The organism is Polynucleobacter sp. Tro8-14-1, from assembly GCF_018881655.1.
Taxonomy (GTDB): Bacteria; Pseudomonadota; Gammaproteobacteria; order Burkholderiales; family Burkholderiaceae; genus Polynucleobacter.
Genome location: NZ_JACVPX010000001.1, coordinates 126,325 through 151,691, shown reverse-complemented (window position 1 = coordinate 151,691; position 25,367 = coordinate 126,325). Strand labels below are relative to the sequence as shown.

Here is a 25,367-nt window from a genome sequence, read left to right as displayed (position 1 = left end):
ATGCACTTTGTCTGAACGCAGACTTGAATGACCGCCCTGAATATACTGTTAGCTATGAGTGTAAATAAGGTGTTGATATGACCTACAAGCTTTATAGCTTTTGGCGCAGCTCCGCTGCTTTTCGTGTTCGTATTGCTCTTAATCTCAAGGGCATAGATTACGAAATCATCCCCATTCATCTCGGTAAAAATGGCGGGGATCAATTGGGCGAGGAATATGGCAAGAAAAATCCCAATCGCTTAGTACCTCTTCTGGAAGATGGTGAAAAAAGCATTCATCAATCCTTAGCCATTATTGAGTACCTCGAAGAGATTCAATCTGAGCCACCACTCCTACCAACAATAGCAATTGACCGAGCATGGGTTCGCTCTGTCGCAATGGATATTGCAAGTGATATTCACCCAATCAATAATTTGCGGGTCTTACGCTACCTCATCAAAAAACTAGGTATCAGCAGTGAGGCGAAAGATGAGTGGTATGGGCACTGGATCAAGGTCGGACTGGAGAGCCTAGAAAAACAATTAAGCATTGATTCTCGTGTTGGGAAATTTGCCTATGGAGATCAACCGGGCTTGATTGATGTCTGCTTAGTGCCTCAGCTATTTAACGCACTGAGCGCAAAAGTGGATGTGAAACCCTACCCCACTCTCATGCGAATTTTTCATGAGTGCATGACGCTACCCGCCTTTATTGATGCCTCTTGGGAAAAACAATTGGATGCTGAAGGATTAAATCCCGCTGTTCCACCACAAAAATAAAGAGAGCGTCAGCAAAGAACTCACAGTAGTAATTAGTACCACTCTAGAGATCACGCTACCGTCAGCTTTGTAGTACTGCGCCAACATAAAGGGCCCCGTACCAGTTGGTAGCGCACTAAGTATCACGATAGCGCTCACCCATAATGCTGGTAGCCCCAAGATGGGGGCCGCAATGACCCAAGCAATCAAAGGTTGCAGAAGCAGCTTTGCCAAACTGATACCCCAAGCCTGAGCAGGACCGGCAGTACTTTTTTGCATCAGGAATAGACCGATGGAAACAAGAGCGCAAGGTGTCGATGCGGCTGCTAAGAATGCAATCACTTGTGCAATGGGATCGTATAAAGTTAAATCGCTGGAAGACCATAACAGACCCGCCACTGGAGCTACTAATAAGGGATTGGTGCAAAGCGATTTAATGACGCTCAACCCAATCTCATGCGGCTTCTTATGCGACAAGATGCCAATCTCAATCAAGACTGTTGCTAAAGCAAACATGACAAACACAATGAAGGTGGAAATAATCGCGGGTGCCAAACCATCTTGGCCAAGGGCAAGTGCACACAAAGGAATGCCCATATACCCAGTATTTGAATAAGAGGCACTCAGGCCATCAAAGCTAGCTGCCGCTAAATCGCGATGACGTAGCCAACTCACCAAGAGCACCAGGACAAAAACAATTAAACAACTTAGAAAAAATGCAGTAATGAAACCGGGTTGCCATAGTGTTTGCCAGCCACTATTGGCGGCAAAGTTAAAGAGTTGCGCAGGCAATGCCAACCAAACCACAAAACGATTGAGCTCAACTGAAGCGTTAATGCCTAACTTACCAGCACGCCCACCAACATACCCAATAAAGATGAGTAGGAACACTGGGAGAACTACATTAAATACGTAGAGCAAAATATTTAACGGGTGATATTTAAGGGATTAGGAAATTTTCTTCAGCGTCTTGACATAACGCTGCGCATTTTTGACATAGCGACCAGCAATATCGTGGATGCCAGCAATCTGCTCCGGGGTTAACTCTTTTACCGCCTTAGCGGGAGTTCCCAAAATCATGGAGCCATCCGGAAATTCTTTTCCTTCGGTAACAAGTGCGCCCGCACCAACGAGACAGTTTTTTCCAATCTTTGCGCCATTTAAAATGACTGCGCCAATGCCAATCAAGCTACCGTCTCCAATGTGACAACCATGCAGCATCACTTGATGGCCAACAGTGACATGCTTGCCAATGATGAGTGGGTAACCTGGATCGGTATGCAAAACAGAAGCGTCTTGCACATTGCTGCCTTCGCCAATTTGAATAAGGTCGTTATCACCACGAATAACAACTTTGGGCCAGATACTGGCATCTTGATGAAGCTCAACCTTGCCGATCACTTCTGCGCTGTCAGCAACCCAAGCACCCTCAGCTAGATGAGGGGCATTTCCGTCTAGTTCAAATATAGCCATGACTCATTATAGGTATGAATCAGGCTATAGATGAACGACTATGCACTACCTGTAAATTACCAGTTTGGCTCGCGATCGGGCGTAGAAGAAATACGGTGCACACTTAAATCCGCACCTTCAAATTCTTCTTCTTGAGACATCCGAATGCCCAGGACCGCTTTCAGGGTGCCATAAACAACGAAGCCACCAAGCAATGCAATGCCAACACCCAAGGCGCTCCCTATCAGCTGGCCAGTAAAAGTAACGCCACCAATTCCACCTAGAGCTTTTGTGCCGAAGATACCAGCAGCTAATCCACCCCAAAGACCACACAAACCATGCAAAGGCCAAACACCGAGAACATCATCAATCTTCCAGCGGTTTTGAACCAAGGTAAACATATATACAAACAATGCGCCGGCAATCAAACCAACAAATAAAGCACCAAGAGGATGCATCAAGTCCGATCCCGCACACACCGCAACCAAACCTGCAAGTGGCCCGTTGTAAGTAAAGCCAGGGTCGTTACGGCCCACCACCCAAGCAGCCAATGTTCCACCAACCATTGCCATCAACGAGTTCATCGCAACCAAACCGCTGATCTTATCGATCGTTTGTGCGCTCATCACATTAAAACCAAACCAACCCACTGCCAAGATCCAAGCACCCAAGGCTAAGAAAGGAATGCTTGATGGTGGATGAGCAGAGATTTGACCTTCTTTTGTATAACGGCCACGACGCGCGCCTAGCAAAATGACAGCTGGCAAGGCAATCCAACCACCTGCCGCATGAACCACAACTGATCCTGCGAAGTCATGAAACTCTTCACCAGTAAAGCCTTTGATCCAAGCTTGAATGCCGTAATGCTGATTCCAAGCAATACCCTCAAAGAAGGGGTAAACAAAACCCACCAATATAAAAGTAGCCACTAGTTGTGGATTAAATTTAGCGCGCTCTGCAATGCCACCAGAAATAATTGCGGGGATCGCAGCAGCAAAAGTTAGTAAGAAGAAAAATTTGACCAACTCGTAGCCATTTTTCTCTGCCAGCAACTCTGCCCCAGAGAAAAAGTTCACGCCATAAGCAATGCTGTAGCCAATAAAAAAATAGGCAATCGTTGAGACGGCAAAGTCCACTAAGATTTTGACTAAGGCATTGACTTGGTTTTTCTTCCGTACCGTTCCCAGCTCCAAGAATGCAAAGCCTGCATGCATGGCAAGAACCATGATGGCGCCAAGCAAGATAAATAAAGCATCACTTCCAGATTTCAAAGTTTCCATGACATTTCTCCCTCTTATTTTTTGCATCATTATGGGGACCGAAAAATCCCAAAAAGGGGCATAGCGCACTTATTTAGTGCATAAATAGAGATTTTTATGGTTTATCATCGTTTTTACATACACCCAAGGGAGAACCCATGAAAAAAATCCTCATCGCATTGGCCGCTTTAGCTGCATTTTCCAGTCTTGCTCAAGCACAAGAAACCATCAAAGTATTGAGCACACAAGAGCTCGCGAATGTTTGCAAACTTCCTGCAAGCCCCGAGTCACGAAGCTTCTGTATTGGCTTTACTACCGCTGTTTATGAAACCTATCTAGCAACTCGTCATCCACAACGTGCAAAGCCATTTATTTGCGTTAAGCAACCTGCTCCAGCACGCGATGAAGTCATTGGTGATTTTGTGAAGTTTGCAAACAGCACTCCACAAGTTGCAGACAAACCAGCGGCAGGCGTTTTCTTGGGCTTCTTAGCTTCACGCTTCCCTTGCGCCAGAAAATAATCTAAGCAACTTAGACAAACTAATACCCATTTAAAGGATCAGTTGAGATGAAAAAAATTATCGCAATTACCGCAGCAACTTTAGCTATCGCTGGTTGCTCAAATATGAGCAACACAGAGCAGCGCACACTTTCAGGCGCAGGCATTGGCGCAGCAGCTGGTGCTGTTGGCACCGCAATCTTTCACGGCAATCCTATTTGGGGTGCAGTTGGTGGTGCAGCAGTTGGTGCAGCATCTGGCTATGTCTATGATGCATACAAGAAAAATGAAGCTGCTAATTACAACTCTGGTTATAACGCTGGTAAAAATAATCAGCCAGCTCAGGCACCTAATTAATAAGCCTAGCTAAGCAAAATACCCAGGCCTATTGAGGCCCGAGTTCAGCAATACCAACCCAGCTCGTATTAATTTACCAGCTGGGTTTTTATTTGAATCTGTCCTGCCAACGCTTTATGGATTGGACATTTCTGCGCAATCTCAAGTAAGCGCTCTTTCTCTTCAGCACTCAAATTGCCTTGCAACTGAATATCACGCGAGAATGTTTCGATATCTTCATGTCTCTCAATATTGACAGTCACAATTGCATTATCTAATTTCATTTCTTTGCGCCCAGCGTACATCTTTAAAGTCATTGAGGTGCATGCTGCCAAAGCAGCGCCAAGATACTCGTGAGGACTTGGGCCAGTACCAGAGCCGCCTTTAGACACTTCTGCATCAGACAAAAAATGTAAATCACCAGCAGTCAATTTCTGCTGTAGGGGGCCTTGGCCAAATTGCGAAACTACTTTTCTCATAAGAATCCTAAAAAATTATTAATCCGTAGAAATGATCAAGACTGAATTTAACCCGAATGGGATTTACTTGCTTTTTCTGTAACGGGTAATTGCGCCTTCTTCCAAGCACTAAAGCCACCTTCTAAGTGACATATATTGGGTACACCCATTCTCTGAAGAGTTTGTGTTGCTAAGGCCGAACGCCAAGCCGAGGCGCAATACAACACCAGCCTTTTGCCTTCACCAAAGATTGGCTTGTAATAAGGGCTATCTGGGTCAACCCAAAACTCCAACATCCCCCTGGGGGCATGGATCGCATTCGGAATCATGCCCTCACGCTCTAACTCACGAACATCCCGTATATCCACAAACACCACATTTGGATCCGCCAGTAAATCTGACGCCTTTTCCACAGGAAGAGTCTCAATTTCAGCCATTGCTTCCTGAATGAGCGCTTGATATCCAATCTTTAATTTCACCAAAATCTCCTAAATTAACAATGCCTTAGTGTCACCAAGCACCTGCTACCATTCTGCTATGAACTTTACCCCTACAGAACTTGGCGCGAGCATTATTTTTGCAATTGCTGTTTTGCATACCTTTTGCACGGGCTATTTTGAAACGATTGCTAAAAAATCGCCTCGGCATGCTGGTCTTTGGCATTTGCTTGGCGAAGTAGAAATTGTTTTTGGTTTTTGGGCTGCCATATTGGTTATTTTCATTTCCTTATATGACGACTTAGGGACAGCAAAGTACTTTCTCAATAAACGCAATTTCACAGAACCACTCTTTGTCTTTGCCATCATGATTGTCGCCGGCACAAAACCTATTCTGTATTTTTCTACGCAAATTTTGCATGTGCTAGGCAATGGCCTGCAATACCTTTTGCGCATCAGAAGTGCTCCTGCTTTATATTTTTTAATCCTAGGCGCTACGCCCCTCCTTGGCTCTTTGATTACCGAACCTGCAGCAATGACTCTGGCTGCTTTTTTATTGCGCGATCTTGTCTATCGTCACCAATGTTCTAAAGCGCTTCTGTTTGGCACTCTTGGCGTGCTCTTTGTGAACATCTCCATTGGAGGCACACTCACTAACTTTGCCGCTCCGCCCGTTCTCATGGTGGCCTCCACTTGGGGATGGAGTTCAGCATTCATGTTTAGCAACTTTGGTCTAGAGTCTTGCATAGCAATCTTCATCAACGCTCTGGCAGCAACACTTTTATTTCATCGCCAATTAATTGAACCTAATGCTGACAAAAAGGAAGCCAAAATTCCTTTAGCAGTTATTTTGACGCACCTGCTTTTCCTGTTTGGAGTGGTCTACTTTGCGCATGATCCGATTATTTTCACGTGGATTCTGCTTTTCTTTATTGGTTACACCACGGCATACCCAAAACATCAAAGCCCCCTGATTCTGAAAGAGGCCCTTTTAGTGGGATTCTTCTTGGGCGGTTTAGTAGTATTGGGTGCATTACAAGGATGGTGGCTGCAACCTATTCTCGAAATGATGAGCCCTACCGCAGTCTTTTATGGCAGTCTTGTTTTGACTGCTTTCACTGACAATGCGGCACTCACCTATTTAGGATCATTGGTAACTGGCACCTCACCGGAGTTCAAGCTGGCATTAGTGGGTGGAGCAGTTGCTGGTGGCGGCCTCACCGTCATTGCTAATGCTCCCAACCCAGCAGGTATTGCGATCTTGCGTGGCCACTTTCCTGGACATACGGTTTCAGCACTATATCTATTGATGGCGGCTATTCCGCCCACTATTGTGGCAATCTTGGCTTACAGGCTCATATAAGAACAACTTGGGTCTTAGGCAGTAAAATCTCAGCTTCGCCCCCAGCTATAAACCTGAGAACGGCATATGAAAAAGCTCTATATCAAAACCTTTGGCTGTCAAATGAACGAGTATGACTCGGGAAAAATGGCAGACCTCCTGCATGCCGACGAAGGCATGGTCATAACAGATCGCCCTGAAGATGCCGACGTGGTTCTTCTCAACACCTGCTCTATCCGCGAAAAAGCGGAAGACAAAGTCTTTTCAGATTTAGGACGGCTGCGTGAACTCAAAAAAACGAAGCCCGACTTACTGATTGGCGTTGGTGGCTGCGTTGCCAGCCAAGAAGGTCAACAAATTGTTAGTCGTGCTCCTTACGTCGATGTTGTGTTTGGGCCTCAAACACTCCATCGCCTATCCGACCTCATTGCACAGCGTCGCAAAACTGGAGTCTCTCAAGTAGACATCTCTTTCCCCGAAATCGAAAAGTTTGACCATCTTCCCGCATCTCGCCAAACTCGTGGCTCTGCATACGTCTCCATCATGGAAGGTTGCTCTAAGTATTGCAGCTATTGTGTTGTGCCCTATACGCGTGGCGAAGAAGTCTCCAGGCCATTTGATGATGTACTGACAGAAGTCGCTGGCCTTGCTAGCAAAGGCGTCAAAGAAATTGTGCTGCTTGGTCAAAACGTAAACGCTTATCTTGGCAAGATGGGTGATACCGAAGAAATCGCTGACTTTGCTCTATTGATTGAATACATCGCTGACATTCCTGGGGTTGAACGGATTCGCTTTACCACCAGCCACCCTAAAGAATTTACACAACGCCTCATTGACGTCTACGCTAAAGTGCCTAAGCTTGTAAGTCACCTACATCTGCCTGTACAACATGGCTCGGATTCTATGCTCTCAGCGATGAAGCGCGGCTATACAGCCCTAGAGTTCAAGAGCATTATTCGTAAGATGCGCGCTGTTCGCCCCGACCTGACACTGTCGAGTGATTTCATTGTGGGCTTTCCAGGTGAAACTGAGGCTGACTTTGAAAAACTATTGAAGATGGTGAAAGAGCTGAACTTTGATAACAGCTTTTGCTTCATCTTTAGTCCGCGCCCAGGCACTCCTGCGGCGAACCTTCACGATGACACGCCTTATGAAGTCAAACTCAAGCGCCTCCAAACTTTATTGGCATTGGTTGAGGGACAGGCAAACCAAATTAGCCAAAAAATGCTGGGTAATACCGAAAGAGTATTAATTGAGGGTCTTGCTAAGGATGGCGTCAACTTACAGGGTCGTGCTGAAAATAATCGCGTCATTCATTTCACAGCACCCGATCAAGATATTGAAAGTCTCATTGGTCAATTCGTAGACATTCGCATTACGGAAGTTCTGAACTACACCCTCAGAGGTGAGTTGGTAGAAGCCCATGTCAGTCAATAAAAAAAGCATCTCTTCGAAGCTAGCGATTGAGCTGCAATACGCCAGTCCAGCGATTGAGTCTGCCGTCAATAAAGCAGCTTCCTCAACCCTGATCAAGAAATGGGTCAAGAGTTCCACGGCACTTGGTGGCCTAATTACCCTTCGCTTTGTGAATGCTGCGGAAGGTAAAAAGCTAAATTTCGCTTTTCGTCAAAAAGATTACGCAACCAATGTTTTAACTTTTCCTTACGAGCTTTCAAAAGAAGCTGTAGTAGCAGATATTATTTTTTGCTTACCGGTTCTACAAAAAGAAGCCAAAGAGCAAAGTAAATTACTAAAAGCCCATTTGGCCCATTTAATTGTGCACGGCTGCCTTCATGCTCAAGGCCATGATCACGAGGTAGGCCGGGATGCAAAAAAGATGGAGGCCCTGGAAATCCAAATCCTCCAAAAATTGGGCTTTGCTAACCCCTATTCTTGATTTGCCATATTTCTACGCTATTCTTGCTATATGCCTGACCCCAATAAATCCCTTTTAGATCGCTTGGCTGATTTTTTAACTCCGCAGCCAACGGAACCCAGTGAACGCCGCCAAAAGCTGATTGATACCCTTCGGGAAGCTCAGGCTGAGGGATTAATTGATGCCGATGCCCTCTCCATGATTGAGGGTGTTTTTCAAGTAGGGCAGTTATGCGCTCGCGATATCCTCGTACCCCGCGCCCAAATTGATTGGATCGATATTGGCCAGCCCCTCTCTGAAATCATTAAAAGCGTTATTGAAGCAGCTCACTCCCGCTTTCCTGTGTTCGAAGGTAGTCGAGATAACGTCATTGGCATTTTGTTAGCAAAAGATTTATTACGTCACGCTACTGAGAAAGATTTTCAGGTCCGCGATTGGTTACGTCCTGCGGTATTCATTCCAGAATCCAAGCGTCTTAGCGTCCTATTACGGGACTTCAAAGATAACCGCAACCATTTAGCTATCGTAGTTGACGAATATAGCGGCGTTGCCGGCATCATCACCATTGAAGATGTGCTCGAGCAGATCGTTGGCGACATTGAGGATGAACATGACGTCGATGAAGAAGCGGACAACCTCATCGCTTTGGATAACGGCGACATTCGCGTTAAAGGCATTACCGAGCTTGAGCAATTCAATGAAAGACTTGGCACTCATTTTGAAGTAGAAGATATTGAGACTGTGGCGGGCTTAGTGATTCAGCATTTAGGCCGCGTCCCTAAAATGGGTGAGCTCATTGAAATAGGTGGCATTGAATTTGAAGTGCAGCGCGCCGACCCAAGACAAATTCATATTCTGCTTGCACGACAATCCAATAAAAAATCAGACTGAGATTTACATTGTTTGATCAGCACTCCAATCATTCGGGCATGAGCATCAAAATCTTTTCAGTTTGCATTCTGTTTGTATTGGGAGCGGTCCTTGCTGCCGTTGCTGAGTTACCCTATGGTGGCTGGATTCAGATCCCCGTTCTCAGCCTTCTGTGGTGGCGTCTTGATCAGAAGCCCATCTCCTTTAAAAAACAATTTGTCTTAGGCCTCCCATTCGGCATCGCTTATTTTGTTGTAGGTCTATGGTGGCTTTACATCAGCCTGCATGATGTTGGTGGCATGAGTGCGCCACTTGCTTGTATGGGTGTATTCCTGCTCTCTGCTTATGTGGCGCTCTATTTCTCATTGGCAACACTTGCTATTCCACTGTTTAAACAGAGTCGCTTATTTGGTCTGCTGCTGGGAGCGAGTTGGGTTCTTGCGGAATTTCTACGAGGCTATATCTTCACTGGATTTCCTTGGATGGGCTTTGCAGAAACCCAGTTCAATGGCCCATTTGCGCCTGTCGCACCCTTCTTTGGCGGGCTAGCATGTACCTTTTTGGCAGTATGGGCCTCCTGGGAAATTTACCAAGCCCGTAAGCATGTCATTTCTAGCATGTTCCTCATATTGGCTGTCATTGGGATTTCTCAAAGCGCTAATTTATTTACTTTCACCAAGCCAGTTGGAGAGCCAATTAGCGTTCGCTTAATTCAAGGCAACTTTGAACAAAGTCTGAAATTCAATCCTCAAGCTATTGGCAGGCAAATCGATTTCTATGCTGGAGAAATTACTAAAGAAGCAGCCAACCTTATCATCATTCCTGAGACTGCGTTTCCATGGCCACTTCCCAATTTGCCAATTGGCTTATTTAATTACCTGCAAGATTTTTCCAATAAAGGTAACAGCAACATTCTGCTTGGCTTGATCGGCGAAGTGCCTGGAGAAGGCGGTATGCAGTATTCGAATCGCGCTACTGGACTCTCGCCCAATGCATTGCCCTATCAATACGATAAAGCCCACCTCGTTCCCTTTGGAGAATTTATCCCTCTAGGTTTTCAGTGGTTCGTTAAAGCCTTTCATGTACCCATGAGCGACTTTGCAAGAGGAAAACTAGATCAACCCCCCTTTGCGATTGTGCGCAAGGATCAAGATGATCTTCATGCGGCAATTACGATTTGCTATGAAGACGTCTTTGGTGGCGAACTCGCCTCCCGCATTCAACATAGCGACCAGCCAGTCAACCTACTTATTAACATGACCAATCTAGCCTGGTTTGGGGATTCTCAAGCATCCACTCAACAACTCAGGCTTTCACAATTGCGCTCCCTGGAAACTGGACTTCCCGCCTTGCGTGCCACCAATACCGGAATTACTGCAGTTCTTGGTCCTGATGGCAGAGTACTAAAAGCGCTCCCGGAATTTACCCAAACAACCCTCAGCACCCAGGTTCAGGCGTATTCTGGAAAAACACCTTATGTCATTTGGGGCAATTTACCGATTTTGGGTATTTCTTGCCTGCTCTTGCTTTGGGGTCTGATTCGTCACAGGCGTTTTTAAGCATTTTTAACTCTAGAGTGCTCTAGCCATGTAAAATCAAAGGCTTAGCCAGGTTAATCATGCTTACTTTTCAGCAAATCATTCTCAAACTTCAAGATTATTGGGACCAACAAGGTTGTGCCCTATTGCAACCTATCGACCTCGAGGTTGGTGCCGGTACATCCCATACCGCAACCTTCTTACGCGCCATTGGTCCTGAGCCTTGGAAAGCAGCTTACGTTCAGCCATCCCGCCGACCTAAAGATGGTCGCTATGGTGAAAATCCAAATCGCTTACAACACTACTATCAATATCAAGTAGTCCTCAAGCCAGCACCTGAAAATATTCTCGATCTTTACCTAGGATCTCTTGCCGCTTTAGGCTTAGACCTTAAAGAGAATGATGTTCGTTTTGTAGAGGACGATTGGGAAAACCCAACACTGGGTGCATGGGGTCTTGGCTGGGAAGTTTGGCTCAATGGCATGGAGGTGACGCAGTTCACTTACTTCCAACAAGTAGGTGGCTTAGATTGCAAGCCTGTTCTTGGTGAGATTACCTACGGTATTGAGCGTTTGGCAATGTATATCCAAAACTGCTCTAACGTCTACGACTTAGTATGGGCCGACGGCATCTCTTATGGGGATGTATATCACCAGAATGAAGTGGAGCAATCTTGCTACAACTTTGAACACTCCAATACTGATTTACTCTTTGCCAACTTCACAAACTATGAAAGTGAAGCAAAGCGTTTGATGGAAGTTCCACTGGCACTACCTGCTTACGAGATGGTACTTAAAGCAGCGCACACATTTAATTTGCTGGATGCGCGTGGCGCTATCTCGGTGACTGAGCGTGCAGCCTACATAGGCCGCATTCGTAATCTTTCTCGGGCAGTGGCGCAGGCCTACTTTGAGTCTAGAGAAAAACTGGGCTTCCCAATGTGTCAACGTCAAGCTAAAGCTCAGGCTTAAGCGCATCGAGATTTTTGTATTCCACTTATGAGCACATCTAATTCAAATCCTCAATCAGCGACTTTATTGATCGAGGTATTTACCGAAGAACTGCCACCTAAGACTCTGCGTCGCTTAGGTGATGCATTTAGCGAAGGCATCTTTGCAGCACTCAAAACAGCTGGTCTTGCATCCGAATCATCCAAGATGACCGGCTTTGCAACCCCGCGTCGTTTAGCCGTACAAGTCACTAAGGTTCTTGATCAAGCGCCTGACTACCCTGTGCGGGAAAAATTATTACCTACTAGCATTGCATTTGACGCTGAAGGTAAAGCAACCCCACCACTACTCAAAAAATTGGGTGCTCTAGGGTATGGGGATATTGATCTTGCGACTTTAGAAAAAGTGGGTGAAGGTAAGAATGAAGCCCTGTACCTTAATGTCATTGCTAAAGGTGCTGCTCTTGAGCAAACGGCGCAGGCTGCGCTTGAACAAACATTAAGCAAGCTGCCCATTGCAAAAATGATGCACTACCAAGTGCTACAAAAGGATGGTCGATTGGCCGACGTGCAATTTGCTCGTCCTGCCCACCGCATCATTGCACTACATGGTGCTACTACTTTAAACATCAGTGCTCTAGGTATTGATGCAGCCAATCAAACTGAAGGCCATCGTTTTTTAGCTCCTGGCCTCATCACCATTACGAATGCAGACCAATACGAGATCGAGCTCCAGTCCAAAGCCAAGATTATTGCTAGCTTTAATCAGCGTCGGGCGCAAATTGAAGCTGCCCTATTAAAAGCGGCTGGCGAGGATCTGGTATTAATGCCGGATAGCCTTCTAGATGAAGTAACAGCCCTTGTTGAGTGGCCGGCCATCTACGAATGCCATTTTGATCAAGAGTTCTTAGAGGTACCTCAAGAATGCTTGATTTTGACCATGCAAACCAATCAAAAGTATTTTGCATTGACAGACAAACAAGGCAAATTACGTAATCGTTTCTTGATTGCTTCTAATATTGAAACAAGTAAGCCAGACGCCATCATCTCAGGCAATGAGCGCGTTGTACGCCCACGCTTGTCCGATGCTCGCTTCTTCTTCCAGCAAGATCAAAAGCGCCCTTTGGCTTCTCGTGTGGCAGATCTTGGCAAGGTGGTTTATCACAACCAGTTAGGCAATCAGCTAGATCGCACAAAGCGCGTTCAAGGGTTAGCTGTAGGTATCGCCAAAAGACTGGGTGCCGATGAAAAGCTCGCTTCACGTGCTGCAGAAATTGCTAAGACAGACTTACTAACTGATATGGTTGGCGAGTTCCCAGAGTTGCAAGGCATTATGGGGCGTTATTACGCTACCCATGATGGCGAGCATGCTGATGTTGCTAGTGCTTGCAGCGAACACTATATGCCGCGCTTTGCAGGCGACACTCTGCCGCAAACCCAAACTGGCACGATCTTAGCTATTGCCGACAAATTAGAAACGCTGGTTGGCATTTGGGGTGTTGGGCTTGCCCCTACTGGCGATAAAGACCCGTATGCCCTACGTCGTCATGCCTTAGGTATTTGCCGTTTGCTCTTAGAAAAGAATCTTTCGCTGAATTTGCCTGAATTAATCGAATTAGCTCGTGCGCAGTTTCCCCAGGCTGATGTGCAAGAAAAAGCAAAAGCTGCCGATATCTATGCGTTCATTATTGATCGCTTGCGCGCCTATTTGCGGGACCAATCAGTTGCTGGTAAAGCGTTTACTAGCGCAGAGATTGATGCTGTCCTGAGCCAAGACCCAGCACAAATTAATGACTTGATCGAGCGATTGACTGCCCTGCGTGAATTTAATGCTCTAGCAGAAGCGGCTCAATTAGCTGCCGCCAATAAGCGCATCAGCAATATTCTGAAGAAAACCACTACCGCTATTCCTGCAGCGTGTTCAGCCAAATTACTGCAAATTCCAGCAGAGGCAACACTACACAAAGCATTGGAAGCGGTGACTCCTGCACTCAATGCTGCTTATGAAAAACGTCAATTTGTTGAACTCTTAAGAGCGCTAGTCGCCTTGAGCGGACCAATTGATCAATTCTTTGCAGATGTGATGGTCATGGATCCTAATCCTGAGCTACGAGATAATCGCCTCGCTCTCCTGCAACAACTTCACCAGAAAATGAATCTCGTTGCCGATCTCGGCAAATTAGCATGAGCTCCAGCTCTTCTAAATTAGTCATTCTTGATCGAGATGGCGTGATCAATGAAGATCGCGATGATTATGTGAAGTCAGTAGATCAATGGATTCCCCTTCGAGGAAGCTTAGAGGCGATAGCCTTACTCAATCAAGCGGGCTATCAAATTGCTTTAGCAACCAATCAGTCAGGTCTTTCCAGAGGCTACTTCACAATTAATGATTTACATGCCATGCATAGCAAAATGGAGACTTTGCTAAAGCCATTAGGCGGTCATATCGACAGCATCTTCTTTTGCCCTCATCAAGATTCACATCAATGTGATTGCCGTAAACCGGCACCAGGCATGATGAAAGAAATTGCATTGCGCTATAAGAGGACGGATAGCACCAAACCACTGACAGGCGTTCCTATAGTGGGGGATTCTTTACGGGATCTTCAAGCTGGAGTAGCCTTAGGAGCTTCACCTCACCTAGTGCTCACAGGTAAGGGTGAAAAAACGCTTACAAAAGGTAACCTACCTGAAGGCACACAAATTCATGCTGATCTACTGGCTTTTGCAAATGCACTTTTAGAAAATAAGGCTTAGACCCATCGTGAAATTGATTCGCTCCATCCTCTTTGCCTTATTTTTAGTTATCTTTACACCCATCTGGTCAGTGCTATGCATGCTGGCCTTTCCATTCCTAAGTCCAGAAAACCGTTACACATTTATTGGGCTCTGGAACAAAATCGTTATCGCCCTATTAAAGCCATTGTGCGGCATTCATTATGAAATTCGCGGTATGGAAAACATGCGGGCTGTACTTAATGAGCGGGTCATCATCTTAAGTAAGCACCAGTCAGCTTACGAAACTATTGCGTACATCGCACTACTGCCAAAACAACTTTGCTTTGTCTTTAAGCGTGAACTTCTCTGGATTCCTTTCTTTGGTTGGGCTTTGGCGTTACTGAAGATGATCCACATTAATCGCTCTAATAAGCAGACTGCAGCTCATTCTGTAGCGACCCAAGGCCGCAAACGCTTGGGCGAAGGCAAATGGATCATGCTCTTCCCGGAAGGCACTAGAACCCCTATTGGATCAACTAAACCTTACCGTAAGGGTGGAGCACGCCTTGCAAGTGCTACGGATGCACTAGTGATTCCAATTGCGCACAACGCCGGTCGTTGCTGGCCGAAAAATAGCTTTATCAAGGAACCGGGCACAGTCATCTTTTCAATTGGGCCTGCGATTAGCTCAACCAATAAGTCAGCCGAAGAACTTCAACGAGAAGTAGAAGGTTGGATTGAAGCTGAGATGCGCGTGATTGACCCCAGCGCTTATAAGTAATTCACTAGAAGGCAGTAATTCAGTGCTGAGTCAGGACTGAATATTGATTTATGAAGCGAGAACTTTAGCCCACTCGATATAGCGGTCAACGGAAATATCCTGGGCTCTCGCCTTAAGCTCTATCTCCGTCAAACCCAATCTGTCTGAAAAAACACTCAAGTTAGTCCGCAACATTTTTCTTCTTTGAGAGAAGGCGGCAGCAACTACTTTTTCCAATGAATTCCATTGAGCATCCGTCAACATGAAGTCCCTTCTTGGGATCATTCGCACGACAGCTGAGTTCACCTTAGGCTGAGGATCAAAAGCCTCAGGAGGAACCTCCAGCACTAGCTCCATGTCGTAACGGGCTTGCAGCATGACCGACAGACGACTGAAATCAGAGCTTCCCGCCTTCGCAACCATTCTTTCCACCACCTCTGCTTGCAACATAAATACCTGTTCATCGATTGAGGCTGCTGCAGAAACCAAATGGAACAATAAAGGTGAAGAAATGTTGTATGGAAGATTGCCAACTACCTTACATAAGCCTTGCTTAGTCGATCTATTCTGAGCCCATGTCAAAAAGTCAAACTTGAGCGCATCACCCTCAATCACCGAGAGGCCTTTGAGATTTTTCTCATTCCAAAAAGCTACCAAATCACGGTCAATCTCCAAAAGGTCTAGGTGATCAAGATTACTCAACAAAGGGAGTGTTAGCGCACCTAGGCCAGGACCAATCTCAATGACATGCATATCCGCACTAGGATTGATAAGCGCAACAATAGAATAAATAATTCCGTTGTCCTGCAAAAAGTTTTGGCCAAATCGTTTGCGAGCGTGATGCATAGATTAGTCTTGCTTTCGTTTATTCAGAGCTAACTTATATGCGAAGCGCAAAGCCTCAAGCATGCTCCCCGAGTCAGCCAGCCCTTTGCCAGCAATATCCAAAGCGGTTCCGTGATCTACGGAAGTTCGAATAATAGGTAATCCTAAAGTGACATTCACGCCATTACCAAAGGTAACAAACTTGAAGGGTGCGAGTCCTTGATCGTGGTACATCGCAATAAATGCATCTACTTGAGCAACAGATTCTGGATCAAACATGGTATCGCCGGGATAAGGACCAGAAACATGGATTCCCATCTTCTTAGCCGCTTCAATAGCCGGAGAGATGATTTCAATTTCTTCTCGGCCCAAATAACCAGACTCTCCTGCATGTGGATTTAAACCCGCCATCCGAATGATGGGCTTAGCGATTCCGAATTTCTGCTGTAAATCTTGATTAACGACTTGAATCGTTTCCAATATCAAGTCATAACTCAGTGCTTGCGGAACATTCTTTAAGGGAAGATGAGTTGTGACTAGAGCAACACGTAAATCTCTGGGTGTCTTGAGCCCTAAAAAACCGATGGGCAACGGCGCACATAACATCATCACCACATGAGAAACCTTGCAGCGCTGTGCTAGGTATTCCGTATGCCCTGTAAATGGCGTACCAGCCTCATTAATAATGCTTTTTTGAAGAGGCGCAGTCACCACGGCATCAAATCGCCCTTCCAGACAACCATCAATCGCCTGATCTAAAAGATTCACCACATATTGAGCGTTTTGCGAATTTAAGCTCCCCCAAACAACAGGGGCTCCGAGGGGGACGGATTGGATTTGTAATCGACTAGATAGGTCTGAACCAAGGCCCCCAGGTATTCTCAGTAACTTATCGTTACCTAATAAAGTGATGTGAGCATCTGCATGTGAACGTAGAAACTCAAGCGAGGCAGCTAAAGAAACTTCAGACCCAACACCGGCTGGTTCACCGGTAGTTACAACGAGATTAACGAGGTGCGCTACTTGCTTCATCTTCCACGTTCAGAATTTTTACAGTTGCGTTATCACGCAGCTCACGCATCCACTCTTGATAAGCTTGATCAAACTTTCTCTCACGAATTGCTGCTCGCGCAAATTGACGTTGCTTCTCAACAGTGAGCTGACCTTCGCGACGCTCTAATACCTGAATTAAGTGCCAACCAAATTCTGTTTTAACAGGATTACTAACCTCGCCAATTTGCAGACGATTCATGGCCTGCTCAAATTCGGGAACCAAATCCCCAGGACTCATCCAACCTAGCTCACCGCCATTTGGCGCAGATCCATCTTCAGAATACTTCTTTGCAAGTTCCGCAAAGTCTGCAGTCTTTGCTCGCACCTGATCACGATAACCCTGCAAGCGCCTCTCTGCATCTTGATCACTTAAGCCAGCACGACTACGCAATAAAATATGACGGGAGAGAGTTTGTGTAATAGGAATATTTTGCGGAGTAGGTGAGCCAGCATCAGGTGCTGCAGCCTGCTGCGGAGGCGCACTTGCTCCTGCTGCACGGCGATCCAAAACTTTCAGTACATGGTATCCAGCAGGACTTTTCACAACCGTGTTAGCAACCTGTCCACCACCAGTATTGCGAATTGCTTCATAAAATAATTGTGGCAAACGATCAGGAGTGCGATAGCCTAATTCTTGAAACTTAATCTTTGGATTATCTTTTGCAGCCATTGCGCCTAGCTGTAGGAAGTCAACATCCCCACGAGCATCTTTCAACAGAGCATCTGCCTTCTTCTTTGCTTCAGCTTGAGTACCAGCCCCAGCTGCAGGATCAACAGGAATAAAAATTTGAGCTACGTCGATTTCTTCAGGCTCACCTTTGGCAGCAGGTGCGGACCTCTGAGCTCCAGCACCAGCGATTGCCCGCGTACGCTCAGCAATGAAGTTATCAATCTCAGCATCCGAGATTTTGAGCTTACCCTCTACTTCTCTTTCGCGATAACGGGTAATCATGACGTCATCCCGCAATAACTGCTTATAGCGCTCAAAGGTAGTACCGGAAGCAATTACTTTTGCTTTGAACTCAGCAACAGAGAGCTTATTTTTTGCTGCAACATCGCCAATAATCTTGTCTAACTCTTTGTTACTTACAGCAACACCTTCTTGTTCAGCATTTTGTAGTTGAATTTTTTCTAGGATAAGTCTATCCAGAATGGTTTTACGAACCGTACCATCCTCAGGCAATTTCACACCTTGTTTTTTAAGTGCAGCAATTCGGTCATCAATTTCTTTGCGAGTTACATAACCCGTGTTGACGACTGCAGCTACACCATCGATATTACGAATCTTGCTTTCGGCAATAGCATTCGCCTTTGCTGAATCCTGAGCAAGTGCAACATTCGCGAATAATCCAATGCCAATAAAAATGGCATGAACACTCATTTGTTTAAAACGTTTCATACAAAGCATTATTGATAGTTCTCGTATGTTGAGGGTGGTATAGGCTTAGAGGTAGGCATATATCCAGGAACATTTAGCTTCATGATATCAACTGGATTGCTTCCAGCGCTACCAAAGCCCCTAAATTCGACCTGAAAGAGCACCTGGGTGGTGGTTATTTGAGAAGTATTCAAGACTTGAGAGTAGGCGCCACGAAAAGTCCAGCAGTCCCTACTCCACTCCAAGGCCACTAAGGTGTTCAAAGTCTTGGTAGTCAAGGCATCGTATCCCCAGCGCCCTAAAACAGAAACCTCACGGGTAATAGGCCACTGCCCAGAAATATTGTATTGATCCGTCGTGGTGGCAGAGGGCACAAAAGGCTGATTGTTTTGGACAGATGCTTGCACTGGTGGCGACCACACATTACGGTATCCAAAATTCAAACTTCTGCCCGGAGTCGGACGCCAACTACCGCCCACGGTAGTTTGAACCAAACGATTGAGCTGCGTATTGTATTGACCAAATACATCTGCACTGAAATTACCAAGTAAGCGCACTGAACCAGAACCCAAGGTATCGGAATAAGTAGTGGGATTCACAATCGTGCCATTCAAGCCAACCCGCTGCCCAGTGAACTGCTGCTTCTGTGCAAGAGTGACCGTGGCACGCTCTGCACCAGTGCTAGCTTCAATCATGCGGCTAGTTAAACCAAGCGTGGCTGCATTGTTATCTGCCACACGGTCATTACCAATAAAGGTATTTTCACTAAAGATCTGCGAAACACCGAAGCCCGCATCCGCAGTGTCAAACAAAGGTGTTTGTGATTGATTTTGATAAGGCGTGTAAACATAGAAAGCGCGGGGCTCCATAGTTAACAACATATCTCGGCCGTAAAAGCCCTTCAATTCAGCGGCATCTCTTTCAAACGCCAATCCAGAATCCAAACTGAATGTAGGGATGGTAAAGCCTTGTGCAACAGGCGCTCCACCAGTTGCAAAAGGAGTGGCGTTATACGTGTTTGATTGAAAGCTCATCTTTGGGGTGATGTAATAGCCTGGTGTTACCTGAGGCAAAGCCATCGCACCCTTAACGACCGTTCGATCGGCCTGACTGTAAACACCAGGCGCAGTAGCAGCTAAATTGCCGCCAATGTTGTACGAGAATCTTGTGTAATCTGTAGAGAACGTAGTTGCTGGTCCAGTAGGTAAAGTAACGTACTTACCGCTAGTATCAGCTACTGCAGGACTAAGGCGGTTGTTATAGGCAGCGGTAATATTTGGCAACACGTTGTAAGGGGCCTGAACTAAAGCGGTTGGGTCCGGCTGCAGAGTTTGAAACGTTAACGCTCTAGCTGACACTACCCAGTTACTTAAACTTCCCGTCAAGCCTTTAGTAGTACCGACTTCTTGACGAAACTGACTAGTAACTGCTCCAGCAATACTCTGTGAGAAGTCAGTGGGGTATAAATTATCTGAAACTCGCGCCATATTGGCGTAACCAGTCCAAGAGCCTGGGAGCGGTATTCCACCTGGAGCAACGCCACCACTAAATACTTGTCGCTGCTGCCAGTCATAGCGCCAGCGATCAGTTCCAGTCTTGTTGTCATGTGCGAGATAATCACCACCCAGAGTCCCGCTGTCCTTACTATCCAGAAAGCGGTAATTTGCACCCACCTGCAGGCCGCGCTCGCTCATGTAACGCGGAAGAATTAATAAGTCCCTATTGGGAGCTATGTTGACGTAATAAGGCTGAGTAATGTCAAAGCCATTATTGGAGTTGTATCCTGCTACCGGCGCCAAGATGCCCGAACGACGCTCATTGGAGGTGGGAGCGGTGAAGTAAGGAACGTATGCAATAGGAACATCAAAGAAGCGCATCACGCCATGCGTTCCAACCATTTCTTTTTGCTCATTATCAATTTCTAAAGTACTGGCTGAAAAATACCAGTCCATATTTTGCGGCGTACATGTTGTGTAGGTCGCTTTATCAAAAACAAAAATATCTGAGTTTTCAATAGTGAGTTTTTTAGCCGTACCATTGCCGCGCGTATCTCGTAGCTCGTACGAAGGCGTTTCCATTTCGCCTTCACGCGCATCAACTTTAAATTGGGCAGTTGGCCCCTTGAAAGTCGTATTACCTTTGGTCAACTCAGCGTTACCTACGAGATCAGCAATGTCAGTATCAGGGTCATAAATAATTTCATCCGCTTTAATGACCCCGCCATTGCGTCGCATTTGTGCGCGGCCCTTCAACTTCATCTTGCGGTCTACAACGCCATCAATAGAATCACTTGAAGTAAAAGTAAGTGCCTTACTATCATCCAAAGGAACCCCGACTCGCAACTGATCGTCCAACTTTAAAACAGTGACATTGCCACGATCAGGCAATAAAACCGTATTAGCATTAGCTTGTGCGTTTGGAGTTAAGGGAGCAGGCGCTTGAGCGCGTGCGCAGAGGGCAAATTGAAGCAATGCCACCCCCATCAAAACGCGCAGGGTTACATGCAAAAAAAGAGGGGCGCAATGGCCGGCGCGACGGCGATAATGACTCATAGATCCAGACCCGCCTTATTATACGAATCGACCATGACTGACTCACGCTTAAACACCCTCCGTAACTGGCTAAAAGCCCTAGAAGCTAGCTGGCAATTAGATCTCGACTCTTTGGTGCCAGCCTCGGCTGACGCCAGCTTTCGACGCTATTTCCGAATTGAGTCCAAAAACCCCAAATTTGGGACTTTGATCGTGATGGATGCCCCGCCCCAACATGAGCCTTTGGATGCCTTCATAAAGGTCGATTTATTACTCGCTGAGGCTGGTTTAAATGTACCAAAAATCCTAGAGCAAAATCTTGCTGAAGGCTTCTTGCTGTTAAATGATTTAGGCACAAAAACCTACTTAGCCGAACTCAATCATGAAACGGCTGACCATCTCTACAAAGATGCAACTCATGCCCTAGTACTCTTGCAGCAGGCAAGCAAACCAGGGGTTTTGCCAAACTATGATGAAGCGCTATTACAACGAGAATTAGATTTATTTCCAGAGTGGTATCTAAAGAAGCATCTCAATATCAATCTGAGCGAACAACAAACAGAGCAACTCAAAAAAGCTTTTGAGCTCATTATCGAAAATAATTTAGCGCAAGCTAAAGTGTATGTGCATCGTGATTACCATTCTCGTAACTTAATGGTGACCGAAAGAAATAACCCCGGAGTGATTGACTTTCAGGATGCAGTTTATGGTCCTATTACTTATGATGCTTCTTCACTGTGGCGCGATGCTTACGTTGCATGGCCAGAAGAACGTGTGATTGATTGGGTCATTAAATTTTGGGAAGAAGGTCGTAAAGCAGGATTACCAATGCCAGATGATTTTGGACAGTTCTATCGTGATTTTGAATGGATGGGATTACAGCGCCACCTTAAAGTCTTGGGCATTTTTGCAAGACTCCTTCATCGTGATGGTAAGGATGGCTACATCAAGGACATTCCACTCGTACTGGAGTACGCGATTGCGACGGCGAACCGTTATATTGAACTAAAACCATTGGCCCGACTTTTGGAATCCACTCGCGTCAATCAAGCGTAATTCATCAGCCATGAGTCAGCTCAATTCCATACCTTGTTTTTTACTGGCGGCTGGACGCGGTGAGCGCATGCGGCCCCTCACGGATAATTTACCCAAACCGTTACTTCGCATTCAGAATAAATCGCTGCTGGAGTGGCATTTAGAAGCCCTAGCGAAAGCAAAGATTCAAAACGTGGTGATTAACCATGCTTGGTTAGGTGAAAAAATTGAGGCAACCCTAGGTGATGGAGAGCAATTTGGTCTTCACATTCAATACTCCCCGGAAGGCAAGGCCCTCGAAACCGCTGGAGGTATTTGCAAGGCGCTCCCCATCATTGCGCCCGAAAACTACTTCTTGGTGATTAATGGGGACGTATTTAGCCCAAACCTACCAATTACCCAGCTTGTGGAAACAGCTGCCAAAATGCGCATGGATGAAAACAAGCCTTTGGCCCATTTATTAATGGTTCCCAACCCAGTCCAGCATCCTGAAGGAGATTTTTACCTCCAAGGTTCAGTAGTTGGAAATACCCAATCACTTGGAGCAGAAAAGCTCACCTTCTCTGGAATTGGGATTTATCACAAAGACCTCTTCAAAGATCTGGAATTCGGAGCTCCAGCCAAGCTGGCACCTCTATTGAGGACTGCAATGGAGCAAAATAAAGTGTCTGGTGAAAAATATCTCGGTCCATGGCACGATGTAGGCACACCACAACGCTTACAAGAGCTTAATGCAGCATATGAATAAAACGAATATTTATCAGCTTCGTAGAAACCAATTAGCAGAACAAATCTTTGCCAAGACTGGCGGAGGCATTGCTGTCATCTCAACTGCTCCTGAACTTGCTCGCAACCGTGACAGTGAATTTCCTTATCGTCACGACAGCGACTTTTATTACTTGACGGGTTTTGAAGAGCCAGGCGCAACACTGGTCATGAAGGTTGGCGGCAATGGAAAAAACTTCCAACTGCAATCTCACTTATTTTGCAGACCCAAAGATCCTGAACGAGAAATTTGGGATGGCATTCGCCTTGGACCTGACGCAGCACCTGACGCTTTGGGTATTGACTATGCACACAGCAATCAAGAGTTAGACCAAAGACTGAGTGACTTATTAGCTGATCAAGATGCGGTATATATTCGCCTTGCTGAGAGCGCCGAAGCCGATAGACGCCTACGTCACTGGATGAAGCAGGTGCGCGGCCAAGCGCGTTCTGGAATCAATCCACCATCAGAATTTCATGATGTTGAGACACTGATTCATGAAATGCGTTTGTTTAAAGATGCACATGAAATTGACATCATGCGTCGTGCTGCAACCATTTCTGCTCGTGCGCATATCCGTGCCATGCAAATCTGTAAGCCCGGAATGCGTGAATACCAGCTCGAAGCTGAAATACTGCATGAGTTCCGCAATAGTGGTGCACAAAGTGTTGCATACAACAGCATAGTTGCCGGCGGTGCAAATTCTTGCATTCTTCACTATCGCGCCGGCTCAACTGAATTACGTGGTGGCGAGCTTTGCTTAATTGATGCAGGCTGTGAACTTGATGGCTATGCCTCCGACATCACCAGGACTTTTCCAGTGAATGGAAAATTTACTGGGCCTCAACGCGCTCTATATGACATTACATTAGCTGCGCAAGAAGCTGCGATTGCGATGACCAAGCCTGGTAATACATTTATGCAGCCACATGAGGCGGCACTTAAAGTCCTTACCCAAGGTTTGCTAGATGAAAAGCTTCTCAAACTGGCAGAGCTGGGCTCTTTAGAAAATGCCATTGAAACTGGCGCCTACCGTCGTTTCTATATGCACCGCACGTCGCACTGGCTGGGTATGGATGTCCACGATGTGGGCTCCTACCGTGAAGCTAGCCAAAATTCATCAAGTGAAGAAAAGCCTTGGCGCATTCTCAAAAGCGGTATGGTCATTACAGTGGAACCAGGCCTCTATGTCAGACCTGCAGATGATATTGATCAGGCATTTTGGAATATTGGTATTCGCATTGAAGATGACGCTGTCATCAATGATTCTGGGTGTGAGTTGATTTCTCGAGGCGCGCCTGTCAATGCCGATGAAATCGAAGCGCTCATGAAGAATGCTTAAGGCCATCCCGATCAAAATGAATTCATCTAGTTGCGATATCTTGATTCAGGGCGGCGGTCCAGTTGGACTCGCTTGCGCGGCTTGGACATTGCAAAAATTTCCTGATGCAAAAATCCTTTTACTTGATCGCAATCTCGTCAACGACAATGATCTGGCAAATGCTGATAGTCGAGGTATAGCGCTATCTCATGGCAGCAAACTCTTGCTCGATACGATTAATGCATGGCCAAAAGAGTTTGCAGAAATTCATCAAGTACACGTTTCGCAAGCGGGTCGCTTTGGCCGCGCGCTGATGACACGAGAAGAGCTCAAGCAAGATGCGTTAGGGCACATTATTCGTTATCGTGACATTCATATGGCTCTGCGTCACGCCTTACGTACCATTCAAGCAAAGAGCCCTAACTTTATTTGGGAGCACATCAACAAAGATGGCGAGGAAAATAGCATCCACGCAAAATGCGTTGTACATGCTGAAGGTGGTTTATTTAAGACCCAAGACTGGGTTGAATCTGGACGTGACTATGGTCAGTCAGCCTTAGTAGGCTTGGTTGAAGTAGAGAATGCAGAGCCCCATCAAGCTTGGGAGCGCTTTACTGCTGAAGGCCCTTTAGCAGTTTTGCCAAGTCACTACGGACATAATATTTTGAATCTGGTTTGGTGCGGCTCGCCAGAATCCTCGCAGCATCGTTTACAACTGAGTGACATAGACTTCTTAGCTGAACTACAAAAAGAATTTGGTTCACGTATTGGACAATTTCTGAAAATTCAAGATCGTCGTTTATATGAACTTGGCTTGAACTATCGCAAAGAGATCACTCATGACAATGCGGTTTGGATTGGCAATGCCGCTCAAACTCTACACCCAGTGGCGGGCCAAGGTTTGAACTTAGGATTACGAGATGCCTTCTTGCTGTCAGAGAAGTTAGTTGAGGTATTTTCTGGGGCCGCAGAGAAACAATCTCCAGCAGATGTCGAAAATGCACTCCAGAGTTATGCGCAAAGTCGCAAAGTGGATAGAAAAACCACAATTGGCCTGACGGACTTTATGGCTAGAGTATTTACATCTAATTTAGCTCCAGTTGTTGCAGCCCGTGGACTGGCTTTAAGCGCCCTGCAGTGGCTTCCACCAGTCAAGACAGCCTTAGCTCGCCAGATGATGTTTGGTAGGCGCTAAAGCCCTTAAATCACCCTCAAAATTTAAGCATT

Annotated in this window: 25 protein-coding genes; 16 read left to right on the top strand and 9 right to left on the bottom strand. The window is 46.0% G+C overall.

Going from position 1 to position 25,367, the window contains the following annotated elements; all coding sequences use genetic code 11:
• Positions 1-77 precede the first annotated feature (77 nt).
• The gene (maiA, locus tag ICN34_RS00790; RefSeq protein WP_216120272.1) at positions 78-758 is read left to right on the top strand and encodes a maleylacetoacetate isomerase; all 681 of its coding nucleotides are present in this window, start codon (positions 78-80) and stop codon (positions 756-758) included.
• Here maiA and ICN34_RS00785 read toward each other — a convergent pair.
• The 3 genes from ICN34_RS00785 to ICN34_RS00775 are packed head-to-tail and all read right to left on the bottom strand — an operon-like array spanning position 729 to position 3,469.
• Positions 729-1,658, bottom strand: coding sequence for an AEC family transporter (locus tag ICN34_RS00785; RefSeq protein ID WP_072582751.1), 930 nt, complete (start codon positions 1,656-1,658; stop codon positions 729-731). The genes maiA and ICN34_RS00785 overlap by 30 nt on opposite strands.
• A 27-nt stretch (positions 1,659-1,685) precedes the next feature.
• On the bottom strand, positions 1,686-2,210 hold the full coding sequence (locus ICN34_RS00780) for a gamma carbonic anhydrase family protein (RefSeq protein ID WP_216120270.1): 525 nt from the start codon (positions 2,208-2,210) through the stop codon (positions 1,686-1,688).
• A 56-nt stretch (positions 2,211-2,266) separates the two neighbouring features.
• Complete coding sequence (locus ICN34_RS00775; RefSeq protein ID WP_216120268.1) at positions 2,267-3,469, bottom strand: ammonium transporter; 1,203 nt, start codon at positions 3,467-3,469, stop codon at positions 2,267-2,269.
• Between the two features lie 137 nt (positions 3,470-3,606).
• Between ICN34_RS00775 and ICN34_RS00770 the strand changes: the two genes are divergently transcribed.
• Positions 3,607-3,969, top strand: coding sequence for a Rap1a/Tai family immunity protein (locus ICN34_RS00770; RefSeq protein WP_216120266.1), 363 nt, complete (start codon positions 3,607-3,609; stop codon positions 3,967-3,969).
• A 47-nt stretch (positions 3,970-4,016) separates the two neighbouring features.
• Positions 4,017-4,304, top strand: a complete 288-nt coding sequence (locus ICN34_RS00765; protein ID WP_215358625.1) for a glycine zipper domain-containing protein — start codon at positions 4,017-4,019, stop codon at positions 4,302-4,304.
• A gap of 68 nt (positions 4,305-4,372) precedes the next feature.
• Here the strand turns inward: ICN34_RS00765 and ICN34_RS00760 are convergent, their stop codons facing one another.
• A complete protein-coding gene (locus tag ICN34_RS00760) occupies positions 4,373-4,762 on the bottom strand; it encodes an OsmC family protein (protein ID WP_216120265.1) in 390 nt (129 codons plus the stop codon).
• A 47-nt stretch (positions 4,763-4,809) separates the two neighbouring features.
• On the bottom strand, positions 4,810-5,220 hold the full coding sequence (locus ICN34_RS00755) for a rhodanese-like domain-containing protein (RefSeq protein ID WP_072582747.1): 411 nt from the start codon (positions 5,218-5,220) through the stop codon (positions 4,810-4,812).
• A 58-nt stretch (positions 5,221-5,278) separates the two neighbouring features.
• Between ICN34_RS00755 and ICN34_RS00750 the strand changes: the two genes are divergently transcribed.
• The 9 genes from ICN34_RS00750 to ICN34_RS00710 all read left to right on the top strand — a co-directional run bounded on the left by ICN34_RS00750 (position 5,279) and on the right by ICN34_RS00710 (position 15,252).
• Positions 5,279-6,541, top strand: coding sequence for a putative Na+/H+ antiporter (locus tag ICN34_RS00750; protein WP_216120263.1), 1,263 nt, complete (start codon positions 5,279-5,281; stop codon positions 6,539-6,541).
• A gap of 66 nt (positions 6,542-6,607) precedes the next feature.
• On the top strand, positions 6,608-7,957 hold the full coding sequence (gene miaB / locus ICN34_RS00745) for a tRNA (N6-isopentenyl adenosine(37)-C2)-methylthiotransferase MiaB (RefSeq protein WP_072582745.1): 1,350 nt from the start codon (positions 6,608-6,610) through the stop codon (positions 7,955-7,957).
• Complete coding sequence (ybeY, locus tag ICN34_RS00740; protein WP_216120261.1) at positions 7,944-8,417, top strand: rRNA maturation RNase YbeY; 474 nt, start codon at positions 7,944-7,946, stop codon at positions 8,415-8,417. Before miaB ends, ybeY begins: the two co-directional genes overlap by 14 nt.
• Positions 8,418-8,447: 30 nt before the next feature.
• Complete coding sequence (locus ICN34_RS00735) at positions 8,448-9,287, top strand: HlyC/CorC family transporter (RefSeq protein ID WP_216120259.1); 840 nt, start codon at positions 8,448-8,450, stop codon at positions 9,285-9,287.
• Positions 9,288-9,325: 38 nt separating this feature from the next.
• Positions 9,326-10,825 carry an apolipoprotein N-acyltransferase gene (lnt, locus tag ICN34_RS00730; RefSeq protein WP_072582899.1) on the top strand — a complete coding sequence of 500 codons (1,500 nt, stop codon included), beginning with the start codon at positions 9,326-9,328 and terminating at the stop codon, positions 10,823-10,825.
• A gap of 59 nt (positions 10,826-10,884) precedes the next feature.
• A complete protein-coding gene (glyQ, locus tag ICN34_RS00725; protein ID WP_068319536.1) occupies positions 10,885-11,775 on the top strand; it encodes a glycine--tRNA ligase subunit alpha in 891 nt (296 codons plus the stop codon).
• A gap of 27 nt (positions 11,776-11,802) precedes the next feature.
• On the top strand, positions 11,803-13,941 hold the full coding sequence (gene glyS / locus ICN34_RS00720; protein WP_216120257.1) for a glycine--tRNA ligase subunit beta: 2,139 nt from the start codon (positions 11,803-11,805) through the stop codon (positions 13,939-13,941).
• A complete protein-coding gene (gene gmhB, locus ICN34_RS00715) occupies positions 13,938-14,510 on the top strand; it encodes a D-glycero-beta-D-manno-heptose 1,7-bisphosphate 7-phosphatase (RefSeq protein ID WP_072582741.1) in 573 nt (190 codons plus the stop codon). The genes glyS and gmhB overlap by 4 nt, the downstream gene beginning before the upstream one ends.
• Before the next feature lie 7 nt (positions 14,511-14,517).
• Positions 14,518-15,252, top strand: coding sequence for a 1-acyl-sn-glycerol-3-phosphate acyltransferase (locus ICN34_RS00710; protein ID WP_072582740.1), 735 nt, complete (start codon positions 14,518-14,520; stop codon positions 15,250-15,252).
• Positions 15,253-15,300: 48 nt separating this feature from the next.
• Here the strand turns inward: ICN34_RS00710 and rsmA are convergent, their stop codons facing one another.
• The 4 genes from rsmA to ICN34_RS00690 are packed head-to-tail and all read right to left on the bottom strand — an operon-like array spanning position 15,301 to position 21,039.
• Complete coding sequence (gene rsmA / locus ICN34_RS00705; protein ID WP_216120255.1) at positions 15,301-16,077, bottom strand: 16S rRNA (adenine(1518)-N(6)/adenine(1519)-N(6))-dimethyltransferase RsmA; 777 nt, start codon at positions 16,075-16,077, stop codon at positions 15,301-15,303.
• A 3-nt stretch (positions 16,078-16,080) separates the two neighbouring features.
• A complete protein-coding gene (pdxA, locus tag ICN34_RS00700) occupies positions 16,081-17,088 on the bottom strand; it encodes a 4-hydroxythreonine-4-phosphate dehydrogenase PdxA (RefSeq protein WP_216120253.1) in 1,008 nt (335 codons plus the stop codon).
• The gene (locus ICN34_RS00695) at positions 17,063-18,508 is read right to left on the bottom strand and encodes a peptidylprolyl isomerase (protein WP_255538545.1); all 1,446 of its coding nucleotides are present in this window, start codon (positions 18,506-18,508) and stop codon (positions 17,063-17,065) included. Before ICN34_RS00695 ends, pdxA begins: the two co-directional genes overlap by 26 nt.
• A gap of 8 nt (positions 18,509-18,516) precedes the next feature.
• A complete protein-coding gene (locus ICN34_RS00690; protein ID WP_216120249.1) occupies positions 18,517-21,039 on the bottom strand; it encodes an LPS-assembly protein LptD in 2,523 nt (840 codons plus the stop codon).
• Between the two features lie 33 nt (positions 21,040-21,072).
• On the opposite strand from ICN34_RS00690, the gene ICN34_RS00685 reads away from it, so the two are divergent.
• From ICN34_RS00685 to ICN34_RS00670, 4 genes are read left to right on the top strand one after another with little or no spacing between them, the layout of a single operon-like run.
• Complete coding sequence (locus ICN34_RS00685; protein ID WP_216120247.1) at positions 21,073-22,074, top strand: aminoglycoside phosphotransferase family protein; 1,002 nt, start codon at positions 21,073-21,075, stop codon at positions 22,072-22,074.
• Between the two features lie 10 nt (positions 22,075-22,084).
• The gene (gene murU, locus ICN34_RS00680; protein WP_072582734.1) at positions 22,085-22,801 is read left to right on the top strand and encodes an N-acetylmuramate alpha-1-phosphate uridylyltransferase MurU; all 717 of its coding nucleotides are present in this window, start codon (positions 22,085-22,087) and stop codon (positions 22,799-22,801) included.
• A complete protein-coding gene (locus tag ICN34_RS00675; RefSeq protein ID WP_255538544.1) occupies positions 22,794-24,161 on the top strand; it encodes an aminopeptidase P N-terminal domain-containing protein in 1,368 nt (455 codons plus the stop codon). The genes murU and ICN34_RS00675 overlap by 8 nt, the downstream gene beginning before the upstream one ends.
• Before the next feature lie 16 nt (positions 24,162-24,177).
• Complete coding sequence (locus ICN34_RS00670; RefSeq protein ID WP_216120243.1) at positions 24,178-25,335, top strand: FAD-dependent monooxygenase; 1,158 nt, start codon at positions 24,178-24,180, stop codon at positions 25,333-25,335.
• Positions 25,336-25,367: the final 32 nt, after the last annotated feature.

Coding starts and splice junctions, on each gene's coding strand:
- ICN34_RS00775 (WP_216120268.1), bottom strand. CDS start 3,469: ATGGAAACTTTGAAATCTGGAAGTGATGCTTTATTTATCTTGCTTGGC.
- pdxA (WP_216120253.1), bottom strand. CDS start 17,088: ATGAAGCAAGTAGCGCACCTCGTTAATCTCGTTGTAACTACCGGTGAA.
- ybeY (WP_216120261.1), top strand. CDS start 7,944: ATGTCAGTCAATAAAAAAAGCATCTCTTCGAAGCTAGCGATTGAGCTG.
- rsmA (WP_216120255.1), bottom strand. CDS start 16,077: ATGCATCACGCTCGCAAACGATTTGGCCAAAACTTTTTGCAGGACAAC.
- murU (WP_072582734.1), top strand. CDS start 22,085: ATGAGTCAGCTCAATTCCATACCTTGTTTTTTACTGGCGGCTGGACGC.
- ICN34_RS00750 (WP_216120263.1), top strand. CDS start 5,279: ATGAACTTTACCCCTACAGAACTTGGCGCGAGCATTATTTTTGCAATT.
- ICN34_RS00675 (WP_255538544.1), top strand. CDS start 22,794: ATGAATAAAACGAATATTTATCAGCTTCGTAGAAACCAATTAGCAGAA.
- ICN34_RS00735 (WP_216120259.1), top strand. CDS start 8,448: ATGCCTGACCCCAATAAATCCCTTTTAGATCGCTTGGCTGATTTTTTA.
- ICN34_RS00690 (WP_216120249.1), bottom strand. CDS start 21,039: ATGAGTCATTATCGCCGTCGCGCCGGCCATTGCGCCCCTCTTTTTTTG.
- ICN34_RS00670 (WP_216120243.1), top strand. CDS start 24,178: ATGAATTCATCTAGTTGCGATATCTTGATTCAGGGCGGCGGTCCAGTT.
- miaB (WP_072582745.1), top strand. CDS start 6,608: ATGAAAAAGCTCTATATCAAAACCTTTGGCTGTCAAATGAACGAGTAT.
- ICN34_RS00780 (WP_216120270.1), bottom strand. CDS start 2,210: ATGGCTATATTTGAACTAGACGGAAATGCCCCTCATCTAGCTGAGGGT.
- ICN34_RS00765 (WP_215358625.1), top strand. CDS start 4,017: ATGAAAAAAATTATCGCAATTACCGCAGCAACTTTAGCTATCGCTGGT.
- gmhB (WP_072582741.1), top strand. CDS start 13,938: ATGAGCTCCAGCTCTTCTAAATTAGTCATTCTTGATCGAGATGGCGTG.
- ICN34_RS00695 (WP_255538545.1), bottom strand. CDS start 18,508: ATGAAACGTTTTAAACAAATGAGTGTTCATGCCATTTTTATTGGCATT.
- ICN34_RS00685 (WP_216120247.1), top strand. CDS start 21,073: ATGACTGACTCACGCTTAAACACCCTCCGTAACTGGCTAAAAGCCCTA.
- glyQ (WP_068319536.1), top strand. CDS start 10,885: ATGCTTACTTTTCAGCAAATCATTCTCAAACTTCAAGATTATTGGGAC.
- glyS (WP_216120257.1), top strand. CDS start 11,803: ATGAGCACATCTAATTCAAATCCTCAATCAGCGACTTTATTGATCGAG.
- lnt (WP_072582899.1), top strand. CDS start 9,326: ATGAGCATCAAAATCTTTTCAGTTTGCATTCTGTTTGTATTGGGAGCG.
- ICN34_RS00760 (WP_216120265.1), bottom strand. CDS start 4,762: ATGAGAAAAGTAGTTTCGCAATTTGGCCAAGGCCCCCTACAGCAGAAA.
- ICN34_RS00770 (WP_216120266.1), top strand. CDS start 3,607: ATGAAAAAAATCCTCATCGCATTGGCCGCTTTAGCTGCATTTTCCAGT.
- maiA (WP_216120272.1), top strand. CDS start 78: ATGACCTACAAGCTTTATAGCTTTTGGCGCAGCTCCGCTGCTTTTCGT.